The organism is Pseudomonas sp. NFX183 (assembly GCF_047943075.1).
In the GTDB taxonomy this organism is placed as follows: Bacteria; Pseudomonadota; Gammaproteobacteria; order Pseudomonadales; family Pseudomonadaceae; genus Aquipseudomonas.
In genome coordinates this window covers 1,836,214-1,856,891 of sequence record NZ_CP181333.1, presented here as the reverse complement: position 1 = coordinate 1,856,891, position 20,678 = coordinate 1,836,214, and the positions used below count along the sequence as shown (strand labels likewise).

The window sequence follows — 20,678 nt, the reverse complement described above, 5'->3', positions numbered from 1 at the left end:
TTCCCTACATTCGTCTGGCAGTAAGTGTTTTACCCTCCGGGCCTGTTTGCGTTTTGGAAGGCCCGTGTCATGCGCCGTTTAGTGCTGATTTTTTGCCTGTTGCTGTCTCCCCGACTCTTCGCTGGCACCGTGTTGGAAAACGCCCTCTGGCGGGTCGAACTCGACCCCGCCACGCTGGCGCTGCGCGTCACCCCGGCGGGCGAGGCCGCAGTGCAGGCCTCCAGCGGTGTGGCGGCGCACGCGGTCACCGATGTGCAGGCCGATACCGGGCAAGCCACTTGGCAGTGGGACAGCGGCGCCTACCACCTGACCGCGCGCCTTGAGCAGCGCGACCTTGAACTGACCATCAACGCACGCGAGCCGGGCCAATTGGCGCTGTTGCGCCAACCAGCCGAGGCCATGGGCAAAGGCTTGATCTGGCCCTTGGCCGAAGGGCATTACGTGCCGGCGGGTAACACCCTCTGGCAGGCGTTTTTGCTGGAGCAGGGCGAGGTCAATACCACCCAGGATCTGAGCCTGCCGCTATGGGGCGTGGACCATGGGCGCTTTACGCTCAATTGGTTGCTGACCAACCCCTATAACAATCGCCTGGCGTGGCAGGCCGATGGCAACGGTCTGGCGCTGTTGGCATCCCATGAATTCACCGCACTGCAACCCACCGCGCCGATGACGCTGCGCCTGCACCTGGGCGATGCCGACCCGCTGGCCGGGGCCAAGCGCTATCGCCAATGGCGGGTGGAGCAGGGCCGTTATGAGCCACTGGCGGACAAGCTGCGCCAGACCCCCGAGGCTGAAAAGCTGCTGGGTGCCAGCCACGTCTATCTGTGGGGCAATGACCTGTTAGGGCCCCAGGATGTGCGCGACTGGCCGCTGTTGGTGAAGGTGCTGCGCGGCCACGAACTCAAGGGCTTGCTGGACAAAGAGACCACGCAGGTGCTGACGCAGGCCGGCACGTTGGATCGCTACCAAAAGACGGTTTTGCTGCGTGGGCTCAACGCGGCGATCAACAAAAAGGCCCGGCAAACCTGGCAGGCCAGCGACGAGCCGGACATGCGCCAACTTGCCGAGGGGTATGGTGCACTCCGGCAGGAACTGGCCACGGCATTTGCCGGCGCCTTGACCGACAGCCCTGCCACTTGGGGCAGCACCCTGTCGGCCAAGACCCTGAAGTCGCTGCAAGACGCGGGGCTCAAGCGGCTGCTGCTGACGTTGGGCGAGGGTTGGGAAGGCGGCCTCTGGCACCCCGAAGCGATTCAGGCGGGGGTCAACGCGGGCTACTTGATGGCGCCCTACGACTCCTATGAAACCGCACTGTCCATCACCGAAAACCCGGACTGGACCACCGCGCACCTGGGCACCAAGGCTTATCGCAACTGCGCCATCGTGTTGAAGGACGGCAAGCTCAAGACCGGTTTCCAGCAATCGGGCCATTACACCGACCCGCGCTGCGTGCGGCCGTTACTGGAAGCGCGGGTGAAAGCGGTGCAAGCCAAGGCCGGTTTTAACGCCTGGTTCCTGGATGCCTACGCCACCAGTATGGTTTTCGACAGTTACCGTGACGGCGCGCCAATGACCCAGGCGCAAAACGCTGAAGGCAATATCGACGCGTCGCGTTGGCTCAACACCGTGCTCAAACTGCCCTCCGGCTCCGAAGACGGCAATGCGGTGACAGCCCAAGGCATTCTGTTTGCCCACGGCATGCAGACGCCAGTGATTGGCTGGGGTGATCGCGAGATGACCCAAGACAAGCAGTCGCCCTATTACGTAGGCAACTGGTACCCGCCGGAGCAACCGACGGTCTTCTTCAAGCCCGTGCCGCTCAACGAGCCGTTTCGCAGCGTGTATTTCGACCCGACGATGCGCCTGCCGTTGTATCAGGCGGTGTTCCACGGCTCGGTGATCACCACGCATCATTGGTTGTTCGACAGTTTGAAGCTGAGCAATGTGCGGGCTGAAAATGAGTTGACCCAGCTGCTCTACAACGTGCCGCCGCTGTATCACTTGAGTGCGGCGACCCTTAAGCAGCGGATACCGTTGATACAGCGCCAGGACCGGTTCTTCCGGCCGTTGCATCAACGCCTGGCGACTCAGGCGATGACAGGGTTTCGCTGGTTGACGGCCGACAAACAGGTGCAGGAAACCACGTTTGCCGATGGCACGCGGTTGGTGGCGAATTTTGCTGCTGGGGACAAAGAAGGGTATGCGGGAAAGAGTGTGACGGCGTTGGTAGAGGGTGAAAAACCTAGGGTGTATCAGGTGGATTAGCTGTGCCGCTGACGCCTTCGCGAGCAAGCCCGCTCCCACATGGAAATGCATTCCAAATGTGGGAGCGGGCTTGCTCGCGAAGGCGTCAGACCAGCGACGAAGGTCTACAGTTTGCGCCACACACTCGCCAACCAAGGCTGCTGTTCCCGCGGCAACCCGGCCGGTCGGTAGTAATGCTCCAGCTCCACAAACCCGGCCGCCGCCAGCAGACCCTGCCAGGTTTCAAGGTCGTGATAAGACCCATAGCGAGGACCGTTCCAGCCTTCCAGGTTTTCACCACGCGGGTTGGAACTGAACAGCACGCCACCAGGCTTCAGCGCCCCACGTAACTGCTTGAGCACCCGTGGCAGCTCCTGCTTGGGAATATGGAACAACACCGCATTGGCAAACACCCCGTCGAAGCGTTCGGTCGGCAGGTCCAGCTTGAGAAAGTCCTGCTGCAGCACTTCACAGCCACTGTCCTCGCGGGCCATTTGCGCAAACCGTTCGCAGCCATCGAGCCCCACGGCGATATGGCCCATGCGCGTAAATGTCTGCAGATCACGCCCCGGCCCGCAGCCGAAATCCAGCACGGTAAACGGCGCTGTACCCTGGATATGGCGCAGCAGCGCGTCGATGTTCTGGCTGACATCGTGATCGCGGGTGCCTTCACGGAAGTCCTCGGCCACCTTGTTGTAGTGGCCGAGGGTGATGGAGGTGATCTGGTTGAGGTCGTCGGGCTTGAGGGTCATGGCGGGGAATACCGGGCGCTGAGATCGCCCGACTATACCTCACCGCTTGTTCAGCACCCGAGCCAGGCGATCGCCGCCCAACTGAATCACCGCGACGAGAATCACCAGCAACACAATCACGGTGAGCATGATTTGCGTATCGAAACGCTGATAGCCGTAGCGGTAGGCAATGTCACCCAGGCCGCCTGCGCCGATGGCGCCCGCCATGGCTGACGAGTTGATCATGGTCACCAGCGTGATCGTGAACCCGCCCACAATCCCCGGCAGCGCCTCTGGCAACAGCACGTGCCAGATGATGTGCCAGCGGCGGCAGCCCATGGCCTGCGCGGCTTCGATCAAACCGTGGTCCACTTCGCGCAGGCTCACCTCGGCGATCCGCGCGAAAAACGGCGTGGCGGCGATGGTCAGCGGGACAACGGCCGCCCACACACCATAGGTGGTGCCGACAATCAGCCGGGTAAACGGGATCAGCGCCACCATCAGGATCAGAAACGGAATGGAGCGGAACAGATTGACGAACGCGCCGAGCACGCGGTTCAGCGCCGGTGCCTGGTAGATGCCGCCCTTGTCGCTGGTGACCAGAAACACCGCCAGCGGAATACCCACCAACAGCGCGATCAACGACGACACGCCCACCATCAATAGGGTGTCGATGGCGCCCTGCAATAAACGCTCAAACCACATAGCCCAGCACCTCCACCTGTTGCGCCCAACGCCCGGCCAGGGTGCGCAGTGCTTGTGCGTTGTGCGGCGAGCCATTCACCGCCAACAGTAATTGCCCCAAGGCATGCCCCTGAATGCGTTCCACGCCGCCTTGCAGCAAGCGCACGCGTCCGCCAAGGGCGCCGAACAGCGCGGCCAGGTCGGGCTCATCGGTATCGCTGCCGGTGAACTGCAAACGCAGTACCAACGCGGCGTCGGCCGATGTCTGGGTGAGTTGCAGACGGTTTTGCAGTTCTTCCGGCAGCCCGTGTTGCAGCGGCGCCAGCAAGGTTTTGCTGACCTCATGCTGCGGGTTGCCGAATACTTGCCACACCGGGCCTTGCTCCACGATTCGACCGTGCTCAAGCACCACCACGCGGTCGCAGATTTCACGGATCACCGCCATCTCGTGGGTGATCAACACGATGGTCAGGCCCAGGCGTTTGTTGATTTCGCGCAGCAGGCCGAGGATCGACTGCGTGGTTTCCGGGTCGAGGGCCGAGGTGGCTTCGTCGCACAGCAGAATCTGTGGGTCATGCACCAGCGAACGGGCAATGCCAACACGCTGTTTCTGCCCGCCGGACAGCTGCGCGGGATAAGCCTTGTGCTTGTCCTGCAAACCCACCAGTTCCAGCAGCTCACGCACCTTTTGCTCGCGCTGCAGCTTGGGCACGCCGGCGACCTTCAGCGGCAGCTCGACGTTCTGCCACACCGTTTTGGCCGACATCAGGTTGAAGTGCTGGAAGATCATGCCGATGCGCCGACGCAACGCGACCAGGCGGTCTTCGTCGTACTCGCCGATGTCCACCTGATCGATCAGCACGCGCCCGCTGCTGGGTTGCTCCAGGCGGTTGATGGTGCGGATCAGCGAGGATTTGCCGGCGCCGCTGCGGCCGATGATGCCGAATACCTCACCGCGCTGGATCGCCAGGTCAATGCCTTGCAAGGCATGCACGCTGCCGTCATAGGTTTTGCCCAGGTTGATAAACCGCACATGGGCGCGGTTCAAATCCGGGTGCAGTTCTGTCTGCTCGGCGTCCCTGGGCGCGGTGCCCAGGTCGCGCAGTTGGGCGTTGGCGGCGGTCATTTTTTATCTTCCCAGCCGACTTGGTAGAGCTTGCCGAGGGATTTATCCAGCGCGGCGCGTACCACCGGCGAGTGCTGGTAGATGTCGACGAACTTGATCACGCGCGGGTCGGTTTTGCTTTTGGGCTGGACCACAAACTGGATCACGTATTCCGGGTGATCGAGGCCGTCGAACAGCAGCGCCGACTCGGCATCGAAGGTCTTGGACAGACGGATGTAGGCCGGGTAACCCTGCACCAGATCGGCGTCGTCATAGGCGCGCACCAGCTGCACGGCTTCCACTTGCAGGATCTTGATCTTCTTCGGGTTGGCGATGATGTCTTCTTCGGTGGCCTTGTAACCCACGCCCGGCTTGAGCGTGATCAGCCCGGCCTTGGCCAGCAGTTGCAGGCCGCGACCGCTGTTGATCGGGTCGTTGGCGATCGCCACGCTGGCGCCCTGAGGCAGGTCGTTGAAGTTTTTGTACTTCTTCGAATACAGGCCAACGTTATTGATGATGCCCGGCGCATACGGTACCAGGTCGAACCCGGCGGCAGCCTTGGCGTTTTCCAGGAACGGAATGTGCTGGAAGTAATTCACGTCGATGTCGCCGGCGGCGAGGCTGACGTTGGGCGCGATCCAGTCGGTGAACTCCACCAGTTCGACCTTCAGGCCTTGCTTGTCGGCCTCGGCGACGGCGGCTTCCAGGGGAATCGCGAAGGCGGCGGTGGTGCCGACTTTCAGCGGTGCATCGGCGGCGAATACCGCCGAGCTGAATAAACCAAGGGCCAGGGCCAGTGCTTTGACTGGGTGGGTGAGCAGGGTCTTTTTCATAATCGATTTCCAGTCATAAGGTGTGAGTGCAAACAACTCGGTCAACTGTAGGAGCTGGCTTGCCTGCGATAGCGGTGGGCCAGCAAAAAAAATGTGCCTGACAGACCGCCATCGCAGGCAAGCCAGCTCCCACAGTTTTGGTTCAGTGTCGGTAGTTGGAACCGGTGTGTTGTTCGGGTAAGCGCGCGGAGCCATGGAAGACTTTTTCGCGCAAGGTGCCGGCTTCATAAGCCGTCTTGTACGACCCCCGCTTCTGCAACTCCGGCACTACCAGATCAATGAAGTCCACGTAGCTTTCCGGCGTGACAATGCGCGTCAGGTTGAAGCCATCCAGCCCGGTTTCGCTGATCCACGATTCCAGCTCGTCAGCGACCTGTTCCGGTGAGCCGACCAAGGTGATGTAGCGCCCGCCGAGGGCGTGCTGCTCGAGCAATTTGCGCCGCGTCCAATCGTTGTTTTGCAGATTCTTGGTGGCCGACTGAATCGCGTTGCTCTTCACGTACTGGATCGGTTCATCGATTTCGTATTGAGCAAAGTCGATTGCCGTAGAGGCCGAGAAGTGCGCCACACCGGCTTCCGGGCTGGCATAGCTCACGTACTCGGCGTGCTTGGCCCAGGCCAGTTCTTCGGTGGCGCCCACGATCACGTTGAGGCCCATGAACACCTTGATGTCCTCCGGGTTGCGCCCGGCTTCGACGGCACTGGCACGCACCTTGTCGACCTGTGCTTTGGTCGCGGCCTTGTTCTGCCCGCTGATGAATACGCACTCGGCATGACGCCCGGCGAACAGCAAGCCACGCTCCGAGCTGCCGGCCTGGAACAGCACCGGCGTGCGTTGCGGCGACGGCTCGCAAAGGTGATAACCCTCGACCTGATAGAACTCGCCGTGGTGCTCAACCTTGTGCACCTTGCCGGGCTGCGCATAGACCCGTTGCTGTGGATCGTTGATGACCGCGTCGTCTTCCCAGCTGCCTTCCCAGAGTTTGTACAGCACTTGCAGGTATTCATCGGCCTGGTCGTAACGCCGGTCATGCTCGACCTGTTCGGTCAGGCCCATGGCCTTGGCGGCGCTGTCGAGGTAGCCGGTGACGATGTTCCAGCCGACCCGGCCACGGCTCAGGTGGTCGAGGGTGGACATGCGTCGGGCGAACAGATACGGCGGCTCGTAGGTGAGGTTGGCGGTGAGGCCGAAGCCGAGGTTTTGGGTGACGGCCGCCATGGCCGAAACCAGCAGCAACGGGTCGTTGACCGGCAGCTGGATCGACTCTTTGAGCGGTACGTCGATGGAGTTCTGGTAAACGTCGTACACGCCGACAATGTCGGCGATGAACAAGCCGTCGAACAGCCCACGCTCCAGGGTCTGCGCCAGGTCGGTCCAGTATTGGAGGGTCTTGTACTGCGTCGAGGTGTCCCGTGGGTGTGTCCACAGGCCGTGGTTGATGTGCCCGATGCAATTCATGTTGAAGGCATTGAGCAGGATTTTTTTCTTCGCCATCAGATGGTCCCCCGAAGAGGCGGGTTTTCATCGTTGAGGTAGTAATTGCCCACCGCATGGTACTTCCAGCGCACCGGGTCGTGCAGGGTGTGCACGCGGGCGTTGCGCCAGTGGCGATCCAGGCCATGTTCGGCCAGGGTCGCCTGGCTGCCGGCCAGCTCGAACAAGGTGCTGCCGGCGGCCAGGGAAATTTCAGTGCTCAAGGCGCGCACTTCGGCGACGGCGATGGACGCTGCTGCGACGGTTTCGGCAGTGCTGTCGGCCTGGGCGCGGTCGAGGAACTCACCGGAGCGCTCCAGTAATGCCTCGGCGGCGTGCAGTCGGATGCTCAGGTGGCCGAAGCTTTTCAAGGTGAGCGGGTCTTCAGTGGCCTTGTCGTTGCCGGAGTCGATCCACGGCCGGGTCTTGGTGCGCACAAAATGCAGCGCATCCTCGAAGGCGGCACGGGCGATGCCGGTGTCGATGGCAGCGTGAAGGATCTGCGCCAGCGGGCCGACTGTGGTCGGGCGCTCGAAGGCGCTCTGGAACGGGACCACATCCTGTGCGGCAACCCACACGTTGTCGAACACCACGGAGCCGCTGCCGGTGGTGCGCTGGCCGAAGCCGCTCCAGTCGTCGATGACCGTCAGGCCTTCGCTGTCGCGCGGCACAAATGCCAGTTGCTGCACGCCGTGTTCATCCACCACTGAGGTGGGGATGCGTTGCGCGTAGATGGCGCCGGTGGCGTAGAACTTGCGGCCGGTGATACGAAAACCGTCGCCGTCGCGGGTGATTTGGGTCACCCGGTCGTGGGCGGTTTTGGTACCCAGCTCCGCCAGGGCGTTGCCGAAACGTTGGCCCGCGAGCACCTCGGCGTACAGGCGTTTTTGCTGCGCCGGGCTGCCATTCACGCGCAGCACTTCCAGGGCATAAAAATGGTTTTGCGGGATCTGGCCCAGCGAGGCGTCCGCCTGGGCAATCAGCGCAATGACCTTGGCCAGAGTGACGTTGGACACACCCGCGCCGCCGTGTTCCTTCGGCACGCTGATGCCCCACAGGCCGGAGCGCGAAAACACGTCCAGCTCGGGCAGGGGCAGGCGGCGTTCGCGGTCGCGCTGGGCGCTGTCGCGACGAAAGTCTTCGGCCAGGTCGCTGGCGACAATAAGGGCTTGTTCGTCGCTGGTGATAACCGCGACGTTTGTAGAGAAAGTCATGATGTTCTCCAGATGTCTGGTCGGTCAGATCCAGGAATGACGAGCCGGCAACGTGCCGTTCAGGCGATAGGCGCCGATGGCGTGATACTTCCAGCGCACCGGGTCGTGCAGGGTGTGCACGCGGGCGTTGCGCCAATGACGGTCGAGGTTGAATTCGGCGAGGGTGGCGCGACTGCCGGCCAGCTCGAAGAGCTTTTCGCTGACCTGCAGCGACACTTCGGTGGTCAGCACTTTCGCTTCGGCCACGGCTATCGACGCGCGCGCGGCGGATTGCGCGGTGATCGGCGCAGCGTTGACCTCGTCCAGCACCTTGCCGGCCTTGCGCAGCAGTGCCTCGGCGGCATGCAGTTCGATGTTCAGCTTGCCGATATCGGCGATCACATACAGGTCATCGCTGGCGCGTTCGACCTTGGCGTCGATCCATGGGCGCGAGCGTTCACGCACGAAGGCGATGGTGTCATCCAGAGCGCCGCGGGCGATGCCGGCGTCGATGGCCGCCTGGATCAATTGCGAGACGGCGCCCTGGATGTTCGGGCTTTCGCCGATGCGCCAGTTCTCTATCACCAGCTCGGCGTCCACCGGTACGCGGTCAAGCAGCACGGTGCCGCTGGCGGTGGTGCGTTGGCCGAAGCCCGACCAATCGTCAACGATGCGCAGCCCTTGCGTGCCACGGCGCACAAAGGCCATGACTTGTTTGCCGTTATCGTTCAATGCCTTCACCGCCACCCAATGGGCAAACAGCGCGCCGGTGGAGTAGAACTTCTGGCCGCTGACCACGTAGCCATCGCCTTGGGCGGTGAGCCGCGCTTTGAGTTCCAGGGTGTTTTTGGTGCCGCGTTCCGGGCCGCCATTACCGATGCGCCAGCCGTCGAGGACGCTCTGGAACAGCTGTTTTTTCTGGCGTTCGGTGGCGGCGCCCTGCAGCAGATGCAGGATGCCGAAGTGGTTCTGCGGGATCTGCCCGAGGGCCGGGTCTGCCGCGCTGATGATCGCGAACACCTCGGCCAGGGTCACGAACGATACCTGTGGGCCACCGTATTCACGGGGAATGGAAATACTGCCGAGCCCGCTGCGGGTGAACTGCTCAAGCTGCGCCCAGGGCAGCTTGCGCTGCTGGTCGCGCTTGGCCGCTTGCAGGCGCGCGGCCTGAGCCAGTTCGTGGGCTGCGCTCAACGCTTGCGCGTCGTCGCGCAGCACAGCCGCCGGCAACAGCAGTGGGGCTACGTCCAGATCACTCTGGGGGGGTGTTAGAGCCAAGTTAGACATCAGCGCCGCTCCTTGGCTGCACGTAATGCCCTGGCGTTATGCACCGGGGTAATTCTGACCATACCGACCTCGCATTCAATGAAATAAAAACAGAAAAATCAGAGATGTCCGGTGGTCCGGTGCATATACCCTAAGCGTGTTAAATTTTTAAATAAACTAACTTTTAGGAATATGCATAGAAGGTCTGTTACCCAGGTTCGCAGGGAGAACCGGGCTGACGTGGTTGGTAGGTCGATGTGGCCCCGGCCGGGCGGGCTGGCGCCTGCGACGAGCAGGCGGCGATGTTCAACGTGCGCGCGGGTGCCCAGCGCGAATTATTGCCGACGCGGTCCAGAATGCAGTACGTCACGTCCAGCCGGCAGTCGTCGCCCGCTTCGACAATCACCGCAGAGGGCACCCACACCTGCACCGTCAGACCGACGTCTTTGCTCTGGATCGTCGGCAGGTCCAGGCGCACGTCGCCCCAACGCAGGGTGATGGCGTCGCCGGTGGCCATATGCGCGTACGGCTCGATGCTCAGCGGAATGCCGCGTCGCACCTGGCTACCGTTGATGCCGTAGCGGCGGATCATGTCGGGCAGGCTGACGGGCGCAAGGTTCTGGTTTTCGTCGTTGAACAGGGGCGACGGCTGGCCGCCGGGTGGGCAGGTCTTGACCCGCACGTGCGTGACCGCCGAACGGGCTGGGCCGTGGCCGATCTGCATGACCTGATAGTGAATCTGCGCCGAACCATCCTGCACAAAGCTTTGCGGGATGCGCAGGCGGGTGGGTGTGCCGATTTTGCACGCGCTCACGCGCCGGGAGTCGGCAAAGCAGTTGTTCCAGAACAGCTCGATCAGGTCGCCTTCCTCCATGCCGGGGTAGGGGGCGATATCCACCTGCAGTTGGGCGGCGGCGAGGGCGTTGATACCGTATCGATTAGCCTGGGGCAACGTCGGGGCGGTAAGCATGGCCGAGGGTGCAGTGCGCGTCATAAGTCATCTCCTTGATGCAGCCAGCAGCAATCGTTCCGGCGCCCGTGGCGCGAGTGTGCGCCGGGTGCCGAAAGGAACGATTCAGTGAATAGCCGGGATAGGATCCAATCCTCTGGGCCCTAGATAAGAGGGTTGGCCGGCGGGCGTCAATGGCGGCAAAGGGCTAAACGGCGGGTTGGAGCAGATTCAGAAAGAGCTGACGAGGCGGGGGATTTTAAGGTGGGTGCGGCGGTGCGTTTTATTCGTTATCGCGAGGATTTTATGTAGGAGCGCGCTTAGGTGGGAGCTGGCTTGCCTGCGATAGCATCGCTGCGGTGTGACTGACACGCCGAGGTGCCTGCATCGCAGGCAAGCCAGCGCCCACCTAGGTTTTTCGGGGTGTCAGTGGGCCAGAAACTTGCTCAGGAACTGCTTGGTGCGTTCTTCCTTGGGGTTGGCAAACAGCGCCTTGGCCTCGCCCTGTTCGACGATCACGCCCTTGTCGAAGAAGATCACCCGGTTGGCCACATCCCGGGCGAAGCTCATTTCGTGGGTGACGATGACCATGGTGCGGTTTTCTTCGGCCAGGCTGCGGATGGTCGCCAGTACTTCACCGACCAGCTCCGGGTCGAGTGCCGAAGTGGGTTCGTCAAACAGAATCACCTCCGGCTCCATGGCCAATGCACGGGCGATTGCCACGCGCTGTTGCTGGCCACCGGACAAGCGCCGCGGGTAAGACCCTTCCTTGCCCGCCAGACCGACCCTGGCCAGCAGCGTGCGGCCCAGTTCGGTGGCTGCTTCGCGAGGCATCTTCTTGACCACCATCGGGCCTTCGATGACGTTTTCCAGCGCGGTGCGGTGCGGGAACAGGTTGAAGTTCTGGAACACAAAACCCACGTGCTGGCGCAAGCGTCGCACCAGGCCTTGTTGCTGGTTGAGCGGCTTGCTGCTGTCGATCTCGATGTCACCCACCTTGATGCGACCGCTGGTGGGTTCTTCGAGGAAGTTCAGGCAGCGCAGGAAGGTGGTCTTGCCGGAACCACTGGGGCCAATGATGGCGACAACTTCGCCTTCCTTGACCTCAAGGTCGATCCCGTTGAGTACCACCTGACCCTTGAATTGTTTGGTCAGTTTTTCAACCACGATCATGCTTCAAGACTCCAGGTCATGCCGGTTGACCCGGTCTTCCAGGCGGTTCTGAAAATGCGCCAGGATGCTCGCCAGGATCCAGTAGATCAGGGCAGCGGAGAGGTACATGGTGAAGATTTCGAAGGTGCGCGCAGACACCAATTGGGCCTGGCGGAACAGCTCGGGCACCTGGATGGTCGCGGCCAGCGCCGTGTCTTTTACCAGCGAAATAAAGCTGTTGCCCAACGGCGGCAAGGCCGTGCGCATGGCCTGCGGCAGGATGGCCCGGCGCAGGGTCTGCGCACGGGTCATGCCGATACTGGCTGCAGCTTCCCATTGGCCGCGCTCGATGGAGCTGATGGCGGCGCGCAGGATTTCACAGGCGTAAGCCGCCATGTTCAGCGAAAAGCCAATCATGGCGGCCGGGATCGGGTCCAGCTCGATGCCCACTTGCGGTAAGCCGTAGTAGATCAGGAACAGCTGCACCAGCAAGGGCGTGCCGCGAAAGAACGACACGTAGACGCGGGCGATCCAACTGACCAACTTGAAGCGCGACAAACGCATCAAGGCCAGGCCGAAGCCCAGCAGCAAGCCGAAAAACATCCCGCCGAGGCTAAGAATCACCGTGTAGTACGCGCCCTTGAGCAGAAAGGGCGCGGAGTCCAGCGCGAGTTGGAAACCTGCTTCCATTATTGAGTGACGTCAGCGTTGAAGTATTTCTCGGACAGCTTCTTCAAGGTGCCGTCGGCACGCAGTTTGTCGAGGGCCTTGTTCACGGCGTCGAGCAGTTCAGGCTCGCCTTTGCGCAGGGCAATGCCGGCTTCCTGGCGGGAGAAAGCATCACCGGCGGCAGCAGTGTCCGGGGCTTTCTTGGCGTATTCCAGCGCGGCCAGACGGTCGATCAGGATGGCGTCGATGCGCCCGATGCGCAGGTCCTGGAACTTGGTAGGGTCATCGTTGTAGGTCTTGATGATGGCTTTGGGTTGGTTGTCCTTGAGCCATTGTTCGTAGTTGGTGCCCAGGCCTACGCCGACTTTCTTGCCGGCCAGGTCGTCGGCGGTCTTGATGGCGTCGACGTTTTTCTTCAGCACCAGCGCCTGGATACCGGAAACGGTGTAAGGCTTGGAGAAGTCGTACTTCTTCTTGCGCTCTTCGGAGATGGTCACTTGGTTGACCACGGCGTCCAGGCGCTTGGATTCCAGGGCCGCGAGGATGCCGTCCCACGGTGTGGCTTGCAGCTTGACCTTGACGCCCAGCTCTTTGGCCAGCGCTTCGGACAGCTCGACTTCGAAACCGCTGAGCTTGCCGCTTTCATCGACGAAGCTGAACGGCGGGTAGGTGCCTTCCAGGCCGATCTTGATCTCGCCGGCCTTCTTGATGGTGTCCAGCTGCTCACCAGCGATGGCTTGGCCCATCAGACCAGCCCCGAGTGCCAAGCCCAATGTGCCAACCAGCAACGTGCGACGGAATACAGAAATAGTCATGAACAGCCCCTGTGTTTTTATGTTGAGCGAAGCAGGTGACGCAGTAGTCGTATCCTGCCTTAAAGCGCGAAGCGCGTCTTCGCCTTCGGCGCGACTATAAAGCCAGTTTCTAAGACTTGAAAATAATATAAATCTAATTTGTTATGCGTTTTTAGAATATGCAGTCAATCCAATGTGGGAGCGGGCTTGCCCGCGATAGCGGTGTATCAGCCAACACTTTTGTAGCTGCCTGACCGCTATCGCAGGCAAGCCAGCTCCCACATTTTGATCCGTGTTTATTCAGCTAAACACGGAGTCATACGCAAACAACGCCGGCGCTCCGCCGGTGTGCAGGAAAATAATCGGCCCGTCCTCAAACCGCTGGCGACCGATGCCATCGAGCAAGCCGGCCATGGCCTTGCCCGTATACACCGGGTCCAGCAGCAGGCCTTCCTGGCTTGCCAGTAACTTGACCGCCGCCAGGGTACCGGCGTTCGGTTCGCCGTAGCGCGGGCCGAAATATTCGTCCCACAGGATCACTTTGAACGCGTCGGGAACGCTCACGCCGAGCAACTCGGCGGTGCGTTCGGCCAGGCCCTGCACTTTCGGGAACTGAGCTTGCTCGGTGCGCGACACGGTAATGCCCACCACCGGCAAATTCGGCAGCACTTCGCTCAATGCCAGGGCGAGGCCACTGTGGGTGCCCGCACTGCCGGAGGCGAGTACCACGGCGGCGAACTCAATGCCGCTGGCTTCGATCTGCCCGGCTAGCTCCAGCCCGGCGCGCACGTAACCCAGCGCCCCGAGTGCATTCGAACCGCCGATCGGCACCAGGTACGGCTTCTTGCCGTTGCTGCGCAGGCGATCGGCGAGGGCATTGAGTTGGTCGTCAACGTTGTCGAGGTTCTCGACCAGTTCTATTTTGGCGTCAAACAGCTCCAGCAACAGGCGATTGCCGTTGCCCAGGTAATTCGGGTCTTCCGTGTCGGTCGGGTTCTCCAGCAGTGCCACGCAACCCAGGCCCAACTTGGCGGCCAGCGCAGCAGTTTGGCGCACATGGTTGGACTGGATCGCGCCGGCGGTCACCAGGGTGTCGGCGCCTTGAGCGAGGGCGTCGGCTGCCAGGTATTCGAGTTTGCGCAGCTTGTTGCCGCCCATGGCCAGTGGCGTGGTGTCATCGCGCTTGACGTAAATGTCCCTGCCCAGCCAGGCCGACAGCCGCTCGAGTTTTTCCAGGGCAGTGGCACCGCCCAGCAGGTCCAGGCGGTTAAAACGGTCGAGCTGTTGTTTGATCATGGCGACGCACAGTGGCTAAGTGATTGGGCGACTATAGGCAGGCACTTTTCAACCGGCAACCGCCAATCGCTTATGTCGGTTAGTTCTTAGCATCACACCATTGGTTCTTAAGGGCCGTCTGGGTGCATACCGTAAAGTGATGGGCAATTCGTCAGGAGTGAATACCGTGAGTGAGCGTTCCAGCCATTGGCAATTGCAGACCATCGTCAGCCAGCTGCGCAGCGCCCGGGACCAGTGGCGAACGCGCAATGGCCGCTTGAGCGGCGAGCACGGCGGCCGCGAATTGCCGTCGCGCGAGGCCGTGGCGCAGATTCTTGAGTCGCTGTGCGGCGCGTTGTTCCCGATGCGCCTGGGGCCGGTGGACTTGCGTGAAGAAAGTGAAGACTTTTACGTCGGCCACACCCTCGACGTCGCCTTGAATGCCCTGCTCGGCCAGGCGCGCCTGGAGCTGCGCTACGCCGCACGCCAGGGCGGCAAGGATGACGGCGAGGTCGATGCCCTGGCGATCCGTCTGATTCAGGATTTTGCCCTGGCCCTGCCGTCGCTGCGCAGCCTGCTGGACACCGACGTGCTGGCCGCCTACCACGGCGACCCGGCCGCGCGCAGTGTGGATGAAGTGCTGTTGTGCTATCCGGGGATTTTGGCGGTGATTCACCATCGCCTGGCGCACCATCTGTACCGCGCCGGGCTGCCGCTGTTGGCGCGGATCAGCGCGGAGATCGCGCACTCGGCCACGGGTATCGACATTCACCCGGGCGCGCAGATCGGCCCGAGTTTCTTTATCGATCATGGGACGGGTGTGGTGATTGGCGAAACCGCGATCATCGGCGAGCGGGTGCGCATTTATCAGGCAGTGACGTTGGGCGCCAAGCGCTTCCCGGCAGATGAGGACGGGCAGTTGCAAAAAGGCCATCCACGCCATCCGATTGTTGAAGATGATGTGGTGATCTACGCCGGGGCGACGATCCTGGGGCGGATCACCATCGGCAAGGGCTCGACGATTGGCGGCAACGTGTGGCTGACCCGCAGTGTGCCGGCGGGGGCGAATATCACGCAGGCGAATTTGCAGCATGAGGATGGGGCGCAGAAATAGAGAATCAGCACAAATCCCTTGTGGGAGCGGGCTTGCTCGCGAAGGCGGAGTGTCAGTCACGGGATATGTTGCTGACCCACTGCATTCGCGAGCAAGCCCGCTCCCACATTTTTGACCGCATTCCAATTTTGAGCCGTACTTAAAGCGGAAATCGCTGAACGATTTACCTCGCGCACCCGTCATACCAATCCCTGAGCTAGTGTAGGAATGACCTACCACTCAGCCCTGCGATTAGTCCCAAACCGCCTATTCATGTTTAACTTGAATGTTCGTTCAAGTTAAACCGGTGGTTCGCTGCCCGCTCACAACAGGAGGCTTACCTTTGCTGAGTCCGTTATTTACAGCCACATCCCACACCCTGGGGGTGCATCGTTCATGAGTGCATCGTCTACCCCATCCAGCGGCATGGTGCGCATGAATGCGCCCGTTTTCTACTTTGCCGCCAGTTTCATCCTGCTATTTGGCATCACCGTCATCGCTATCCCGCAACAGGCCGGTGCCTGGCTGCTGGCTGCGCAAAACTGGGCGGCCAACACGGTCGGCTGGTACTACATGCTCGCGATGACGCTGTATCTGGTCTTCGTGGTGGTCACCGCGCTATCGGGCTACGGCAAGATAAAACTCGGTGCCGACCACGACGAGCCCGAATTCAGCTACCTGTCCTGGGCCGGCATGCTGTTCGCCGCCGGGATCAGCATCACGCTGTTCTTCTTCTGCGTGTCCGAGCCGCTGACGCACCTGGTGCAGCCGCCTCAAGGCGCGCCGATGAACGCCGATGCCGCGCGCCAGGCCATGCAGATCCTGTTTCTGCACTGGGGCCTGCACGGCTGGGGCGTGTTCGCGTTTGTTGGCATGGCCCTGGCGTATTTCGCCTACCGGCATAACCTGCCGCTGGCGCTGCGCTCGGCGCTGTACCCGCTGATCGGCAAACGCATCAACGGCCCCATCGGCTACGCAGTGGATGGCTTCGGCATCATCGCCACCGTGTTTGGCCTGGGCGCCGACATGGGCTTTGGCGTGTTGCACCTCAATTCCGGGCTGGATTACCTGTTCGGCATTGCCCACACCCAGTGGATTCAGGTCGGCCTGATCACGCTGATGATGGGCGCCGCGATCCTCGTCGCCGTCTCCGGTGTCGACAAGGGCGTGCGCGTGATGTCCGACATCAACATGCTGCTGGCCTGCGCGCTGCTGCTGTTTGTGTTGTTCGCCGGGCCCACCCAGCACTTGCTCAATACCTTGATCCAGAACATCGGCGACTACCTCGGCGCCTTGCCGACCAAGAGTTTCGATGTGTACGCCTACGACAAACCCAGCGACTGGCTGGGCGGTTGGACGGTGTTCTACTGGGCCTGGTGGATTGCATGGTCGCCGTTCGTGGGCCTGTTCATCGCGCGTATTTCCCGCGGGCGCACCATCCGTGAGTTCGTGTTCGGCGTGCTGCTGATCCCGCTGGGCTTTACCCTGGCGTGGATGTCGATCTTCGGCAACAGCGCCATCGACCAAGTGCTCAACCACGGTTTGACCGCCCTCGGCCAGTCGGCCATCGATGACCCGTCGATGAGCCTTTACTTGCTGCTGGAAACCTACCCGTGGAGCAAGACGGTCATCGCGGTCACGGTGTTCATCAGCTTCGTGTTCTTCGTCACCTCGGCCGACTCCGGCACCGTGGTGCTGTCGACCTTGTCGTCCAAAGGCGGTAACGCCGATGAAGACGGGCCTAAATGGCTGCGTGTGTTCTGGGGCGCGATGACTGCGTTGGTCACCAGTGCCTTGCTGTTTGCCGGCAGCATCGATTCGCTCAAATCGGCGGTGGTGCTGACCTCGTTGCCGTTCTCGCTGATCCTGCTGCTGATGATGTGGGGGCTGCACAAGGCGTTCCACCTCGAATCGCAAAAGCAGATTGCCCAGTTGCATTCGCTGGCGCCGGTATCGGGCTCACGCAAGGGCACCGGCGGTTGGCGCCAGCGCTTGAGCCAGGCGGTGCATTTTCCGTCGCGCGATGAGGTGTACCGGTTCCTTGAGACCACGGTGCGCCCGGCGATCGAAGAAGTGACGGCGGTGTTTGTCGAAAAAGGCCTCAGCGTCGTCACCCAGCCCGACCCGTCCAACGACAGCGTCAGCCTGGAAATCGGCCACGGCGAAGAGCATCCGTTCGTGTATCAAGTGCAGATGCGTGGCTATTTCACGCCGTCGTTTGCGCGCGGCGGCATGGGCTCCAAGCAGCTCAACAACCGCCGTTACTACCGGGCGGAAGTGCACTTGAGCGAGGGCAGTCAGGACTACGATTTGGTGGGCTACACCAAGGAGCAGATCATCAACGACATCCTCGACCAGTACGAGCGGCACCTGCAGTTCCTGCACTTGGTGCGCTAGTTCCCTTTCACCCAAAAAAGCCCGCAAAGCCCCGTTCTACGGGGCTTTCTTAAATTTAATTTCATTCGTTGAAGCCGCGCTTTGACGCGCAACTGTCATCTGGCCACTGCGTAATTGTGTGAAGCGTTTGACGCTTTCATTTCAGAACAGTGACGGAGACCGGTAACAATGAAGACGTTAATAAGCCCCGTGGTGGGTGTCGCCATGGCGAGCTTTATGCTGTCCGCCCACGCCGATTTTATCGACGACAGCCACGCCGATGTGACCTTGCTCAACCGCTACCTCAACCAGCAAGGGCGTGATGTGGTGAACAGCAACGCCAAGGCCCACAGCATTCGTGATTGGGGCCAGGGTTTCGAGTTCAACTTCAAGTCGGGCTACACCGATGGGCCGGTTGGTTTTGGCCTTGATCTGCAGGCCTTCTATGGCTTGAAGCTGGATTCCGGTGGTGACCTCAATGACAAGGATCACCAGGGCCGCTACCCCGGCAGCATGTTCCCGTTGGACGACGGCAAATCCGCCGACCAGTTTGGCGTGCTGAGCCCCACGTTCAAGATGCGCTTTGCCAAGGATGAGCTGCGCGTGGGCACGCTGTACGGCAACAATCCGGTGTTGGCGAACACCGACGGGCGCCTTTACCAGCAGACCAACACTGGCGTGCAACTGGTGTCCAAGGACCTTAGCGATTTCACCTTCACCGGCGGCGATATCTTCAAGACCAAGATCCGCAACGAAACCGGCGACCAAGGCATGATCACTGCCGGTGGCACCAAAGAAAGCGACCGCTTCCTGTTCGGCGGTGCGGACTACACCGGCATTCAGAACACCACCGTCAGCCTGTGGTATTCCAACCTTGAGGATTACTACCAGCAGTTCTTCCTCGGCGCCAAGCGTCATGACGCGGTGGCCGTGGGTGCATTCGACACCGACGTGCGCGTGTTCCGCAGCCTGGGTGTGGGCGCCAACGCCGATGGCGACAAAGACTTCGCCGGGGCCGGCCTCTACGGTGACGGCACCAGCAAAGGCCGCATCAACCAGACCACCGCCAGCTTGCTGGAGAGCTACAGCCTGGACGGCCATACCGTTGGCCTCGGTATCCAGAAAAACAGCGGCGACAGCGACTTCCCGTACCTGGATTCGGGCCTGAACAGTGGTGACGCACGCCAGGGCCCAGGTTCAGGTGCGGACACGCCGGCGCTGACCAACATGCAGCTGAACAAATTCCAGCACGCCGGCGAGCGTACCTGGCTGGCGCAGTACAAATATGACTTCGGCAAGCTGGGCCTCACCGGCCTGACATTCTCTGCCGCCTATGCCCACGGCGATGACATCCGCACTGCGCAGGGCGACACCAGCGAATGGGAACGCAACATCGCGGTGGCCTACCAAGTACCCACCGGCACCCTCAAGGGCCTGGGCGTAACCTGGAAAAATGCCCACGCCAGCCCGGACATTACCGGTGCCACTGTGCAAGATGAAAACCGATTCTATGTCAGCTACGTCGTTCCACTTTGGTAGGAAATTGCTGTAAAAGAGACGGGCATAGTTAAGCGATTCAGCGGCTTAAAAGGCCTGGGAATAACCTTATTCCCAGGCCTTATTTGCCCTAAGCCCAGAGAGGATTCGATGACGTACATTGCTGCCGAAAACCGCTATGAATCTATCCCTTATCGCCGCGTAGGCCGCAGTGGATTGGTGCTGCCTGCACTGTCCCTGGGGCTGTGGCACAACTTTGGCGACAGCACCCCGATCGACACCCAGCGCGCGTTGCTGCGCACCGCGTTCGACCTGGGCATCAACCACTTCGACCTGGCCAACAACTACGGCCCGCCCTACGGCAGCGCCGAGATCAACTTCGGCCGTTTGCTGCGCGAAGACTTCAAGCACTATCGCGACGAGCTGATCATCTCCAGCAAAGCCGGCTGGGACATGTGGCCCGGCCCTTACGGCCAGGGCGGCGGTTCGCGCAAATACGTATTGGCGAGCCTGGACCAGAGCCTGCAACGCCTGGGCGTCGACTACGTGGATATTTTCTACTCCCACCGTTTTGATGCCGACACGCCGCTGGAAGAAACCGCCAGCGCCCTCGCCACTGCCGTGCAACAAGGCAAGGCGCTGTACATCGGTATCTCGTCTTATTCCGGCGTGAAAACCCGCGAGATGGCTGCGCTGCTCCAGGAATGGAAAGTGCCGTTGCTGATCCACCAACCGGCCTACAACCTGCTCAATCGCTGGGTGGAAAAAGACCTGCTGGACACCACCGAAGAACTCGGTGCCGGGGTGATTGCGTTCACGCCGCTGGCCCAGGGTTTGCTCACCGACAAGTACCTCAACGGCGTGCCGGCGGATGCGCGGGTTAATCGTCCAGGGGGTGGTTCGCTGCAGGCCAAGCACTTGTCCGAAGCCAACATCGCCCACGTGCGCGCGCTGAATGAAATCGCCAAGCGTCGCGGCCAGAGCCTGGCGCAACTGGCGCTGGCCTGGACCCTGCGTGACCCACGGGTGACCAGTGCGCTGATCGGTGCAAGCCGGCCGGAGCAGATCATTGAAAACGTCGGAGCGCTGCAGAACTTGAGCTTCAGTGCCGAGGAACTGGCGGAAATCGATCGGTTTGCCCAGGAAGGCGGGATCAACCTGTGGGAAAAACCATCGACCGCTGAATAACCCGATAGCACCGGGTCAATGTGGGAGGGGGCTTGCCCCCGATGACGGTGTCAGTCAGTTGACCAGTTGACTGACCCAGCGCTATCGGGGGCAAGCCCCCTCCCACATTTTTGCTCTTCAGTGTGGCAAATTTATTCGCCACGACTCGATCACTG

General features: G+C 61.3%; 17 protein-coding genes. 5 read left to right on the top strand and 12 right to left on the bottom strand.

The features are described 5' to 3' along the window. Window positions 1–69: 69 nt before the first annotated feature. Complete coding sequence (locus ACM530_RS08670; protein WP_416364596.1) at window positions 70–2,265, top strand: glycoside hydrolase; 2,196 nt, start codon at window positions 70–72, stop codon at window positions 2,263–2,265. Between the two features lie 104 nt (window positions 2,266–2,369). Here the strand turns inward: ACM530_RS08670 and ACM530_RS08665 are convergent, their stop codons facing one another. The 12 genes from ACM530_RS08665 to ACM530_RS08610 form a co-directional block, all read right to left on the bottom strand. Then, window positions 2,370–2,996, bottom strand: a complete 627-nt coding sequence (locus ACM530_RS08665) for a class I SAM-dependent methyltransferase (RefSeq protein ID WP_404486313.1) — start codon at window positions 2,994–2,996, stop codon at window positions 2,370–2,372. A 39-nt stretch (window positions 2,997–3,035) separates the two neighbouring features. Then, window positions 3,036–3,680 (bottom strand): methionine ABC transporter permease, encoded by a 645-nt coding sequence (locus tag ACM530_RS08660; RefSeq protein WP_145159760.1) that lies wholly within the window; start codon window positions 3,678–3,680, stop codon window positions 3,036–3,038. Continuing rightward, a complete protein-coding gene (locus ACM530_RS08655) occupies window positions 3,670–4,785 on the bottom strand; it encodes a methionine ABC transporter ATP-binding protein (protein WP_416364595.1) in 1,116 nt (371 codons plus the stop codon). Before ACM530_RS08655 ends, ACM530_RS08660 begins: the two co-directional genes overlap by 11 nt. Continuing rightward, window positions 4,782–5,597 carry a MetQ/NlpA family ABC transporter substrate-binding protein gene (locus ACM530_RS08650; RefSeq protein ID WP_416364594.1) on the bottom strand — a complete coding sequence of 272 codons (816 nt, stop codon included), beginning with the start codon at window positions 5,595–5,597 and terminating at the stop codon, window positions 4,782–4,784. Before ACM530_RS08650 ends, ACM530_RS08655 begins: the two co-directional genes overlap by 4 nt. 142 nt (window positions 5,598–5,739) lie before the next feature. After that, complete coding sequence (locus ACM530_RS08645; RefSeq protein ID WP_416364593.1) at window positions 5,740–7,092, bottom strand: LLM class flavin-dependent oxidoreductase; 1,353 nt, start codon at window positions 7,090–7,092, stop codon at window positions 5,740–5,742. Further along, entirely contained in the window at window positions 7,092–8,285 is a 1,194-nt protein-coding gene (locus ACM530_RS08640) for an SfnB family sulfur acquisition oxidoreductase (RefSeq protein WP_416364592.1), read from the bottom strand. The genes ACM530_RS08645 and ACM530_RS08640 overlap by 1 nt, the downstream gene beginning before the upstream one ends. Before the next feature lie 24 nt (window positions 8,286–8,309). Beyond that, window positions 8,310–9,551: an SfnB family sulfur acquisition oxidoreductase gene (locus ACM530_RS08635; RefSeq protein WP_416364591.1), complete on the bottom strand. Its 1,242-nt coding sequence runs from the start codon at window positions 9,549–9,551 to the stop codon at window positions 8,310–8,312. Window positions 9,552–9,738: 187 nt separating this feature from the next. Beyond that, a complete protein-coding gene (locus ACM530_RS08630) occupies window positions 9,739–10,524 on the bottom strand; it encodes a hypothetical protein (RefSeq protein WP_242201415.1) in 786 nt (261 codons plus the stop codon). A 381-nt stretch (window positions 10,525–10,905) separates the two neighbouring features. Beyond that, the gene (tcyN, locus tag ACM530_RS08625) at window positions 10,906–11,652 is read right to left on the bottom strand and encodes an L-cystine ABC transporter ATP-binding protein TcyN (protein WP_262208138.1); all 747 of its coding nucleotides are present in this window, start codon (window positions 11,650–11,652) and stop codon (window positions 10,906–10,908) included. Window positions 11,653–11,655: 3 nt separating this feature from the next. Then, on the bottom strand, window positions 11,656–12,321 hold the full coding sequence (tcyL, locus tag ACM530_RS08620) for a cystine ABC transporter permease (RefSeq protein ID WP_106577395.1): 666 nt from the start codon (window positions 12,319–12,321) through the stop codon (window positions 11,656–11,658). Continuing rightward, window positions 12,321–13,115, bottom strand: a complete 795-nt coding sequence (gene tcyJ / locus ACM530_RS08615; protein WP_145159776.1) for a cystine ABC transporter substrate-binding protein — start codon at window positions 13,113–13,115, stop codon at window positions 12,321–12,323. The genes tcyL and tcyJ overlap by 1 nt, the downstream gene beginning before the upstream one ends. 279 nt (window positions 13,116–13,394) lie before the next feature. Then, window positions 13,395–14,390, bottom strand: a complete 996-nt coding sequence (locus ACM530_RS08610) for a D-cysteine desulfhydrase (protein WP_416364590.1) — start codon at window positions 14,388–14,390, stop codon at window positions 13,395–13,397. 166 nt (window positions 14,391–14,556) lie between these two features. On the opposite strand from ACM530_RS08610, the gene epsC reads away from it, so the two are divergent. The 4 genes from epsC to mgrA all read left to right on the top strand — a co-directional run bounded on the left by epsC (window position 14,557) and on the right by mgrA (window position 20,523). Then, window positions 14,557–15,483 (top strand): serine O-acetyltransferase EpsC, encoded by a 927-nt coding sequence (gene epsC, locus ACM530_RS08605; protein WP_242201411.1) that lies wholly within the window; start codon window positions 14,557–14,559, stop codon window positions 15,481–15,483. Window positions 15,484–15,897: 414 nt separating this feature from the next. Further along, window positions 15,898–17,859, top strand: a complete 1,962-nt coding sequence (betT, locus tag ACM530_RS08600) for a choline transporter BetT (RefSeq protein WP_178119672.1) — start codon at window positions 15,898–15,900, stop codon at window positions 17,857–17,859. A gap of 168 nt (window positions 17,860–18,027) precedes the next feature. Continuing rightward, window positions 18,028–19,377, top strand: a complete 1,350-nt coding sequence (locus tag ACM530_RS08595; protein ID WP_145159784.1) for an OprD family outer membrane porin — start codon at window positions 18,028–18,030, stop codon at window positions 19,375–19,377. A gap of 108 nt (window positions 19,378–19,485) precedes the next feature. Next, window positions 19,486–20,523 (top strand): L-glyceraldehyde 3-phosphate reductase, encoded by a 1,038-nt coding sequence (gene mgrA, locus ACM530_RS08590; protein WP_145159786.1) that lies wholly within the window; start codon window positions 19,486–19,488, stop codon window positions 20,521–20,523. Window positions 20,524–20,678: the final 155 nt, after the last annotated feature.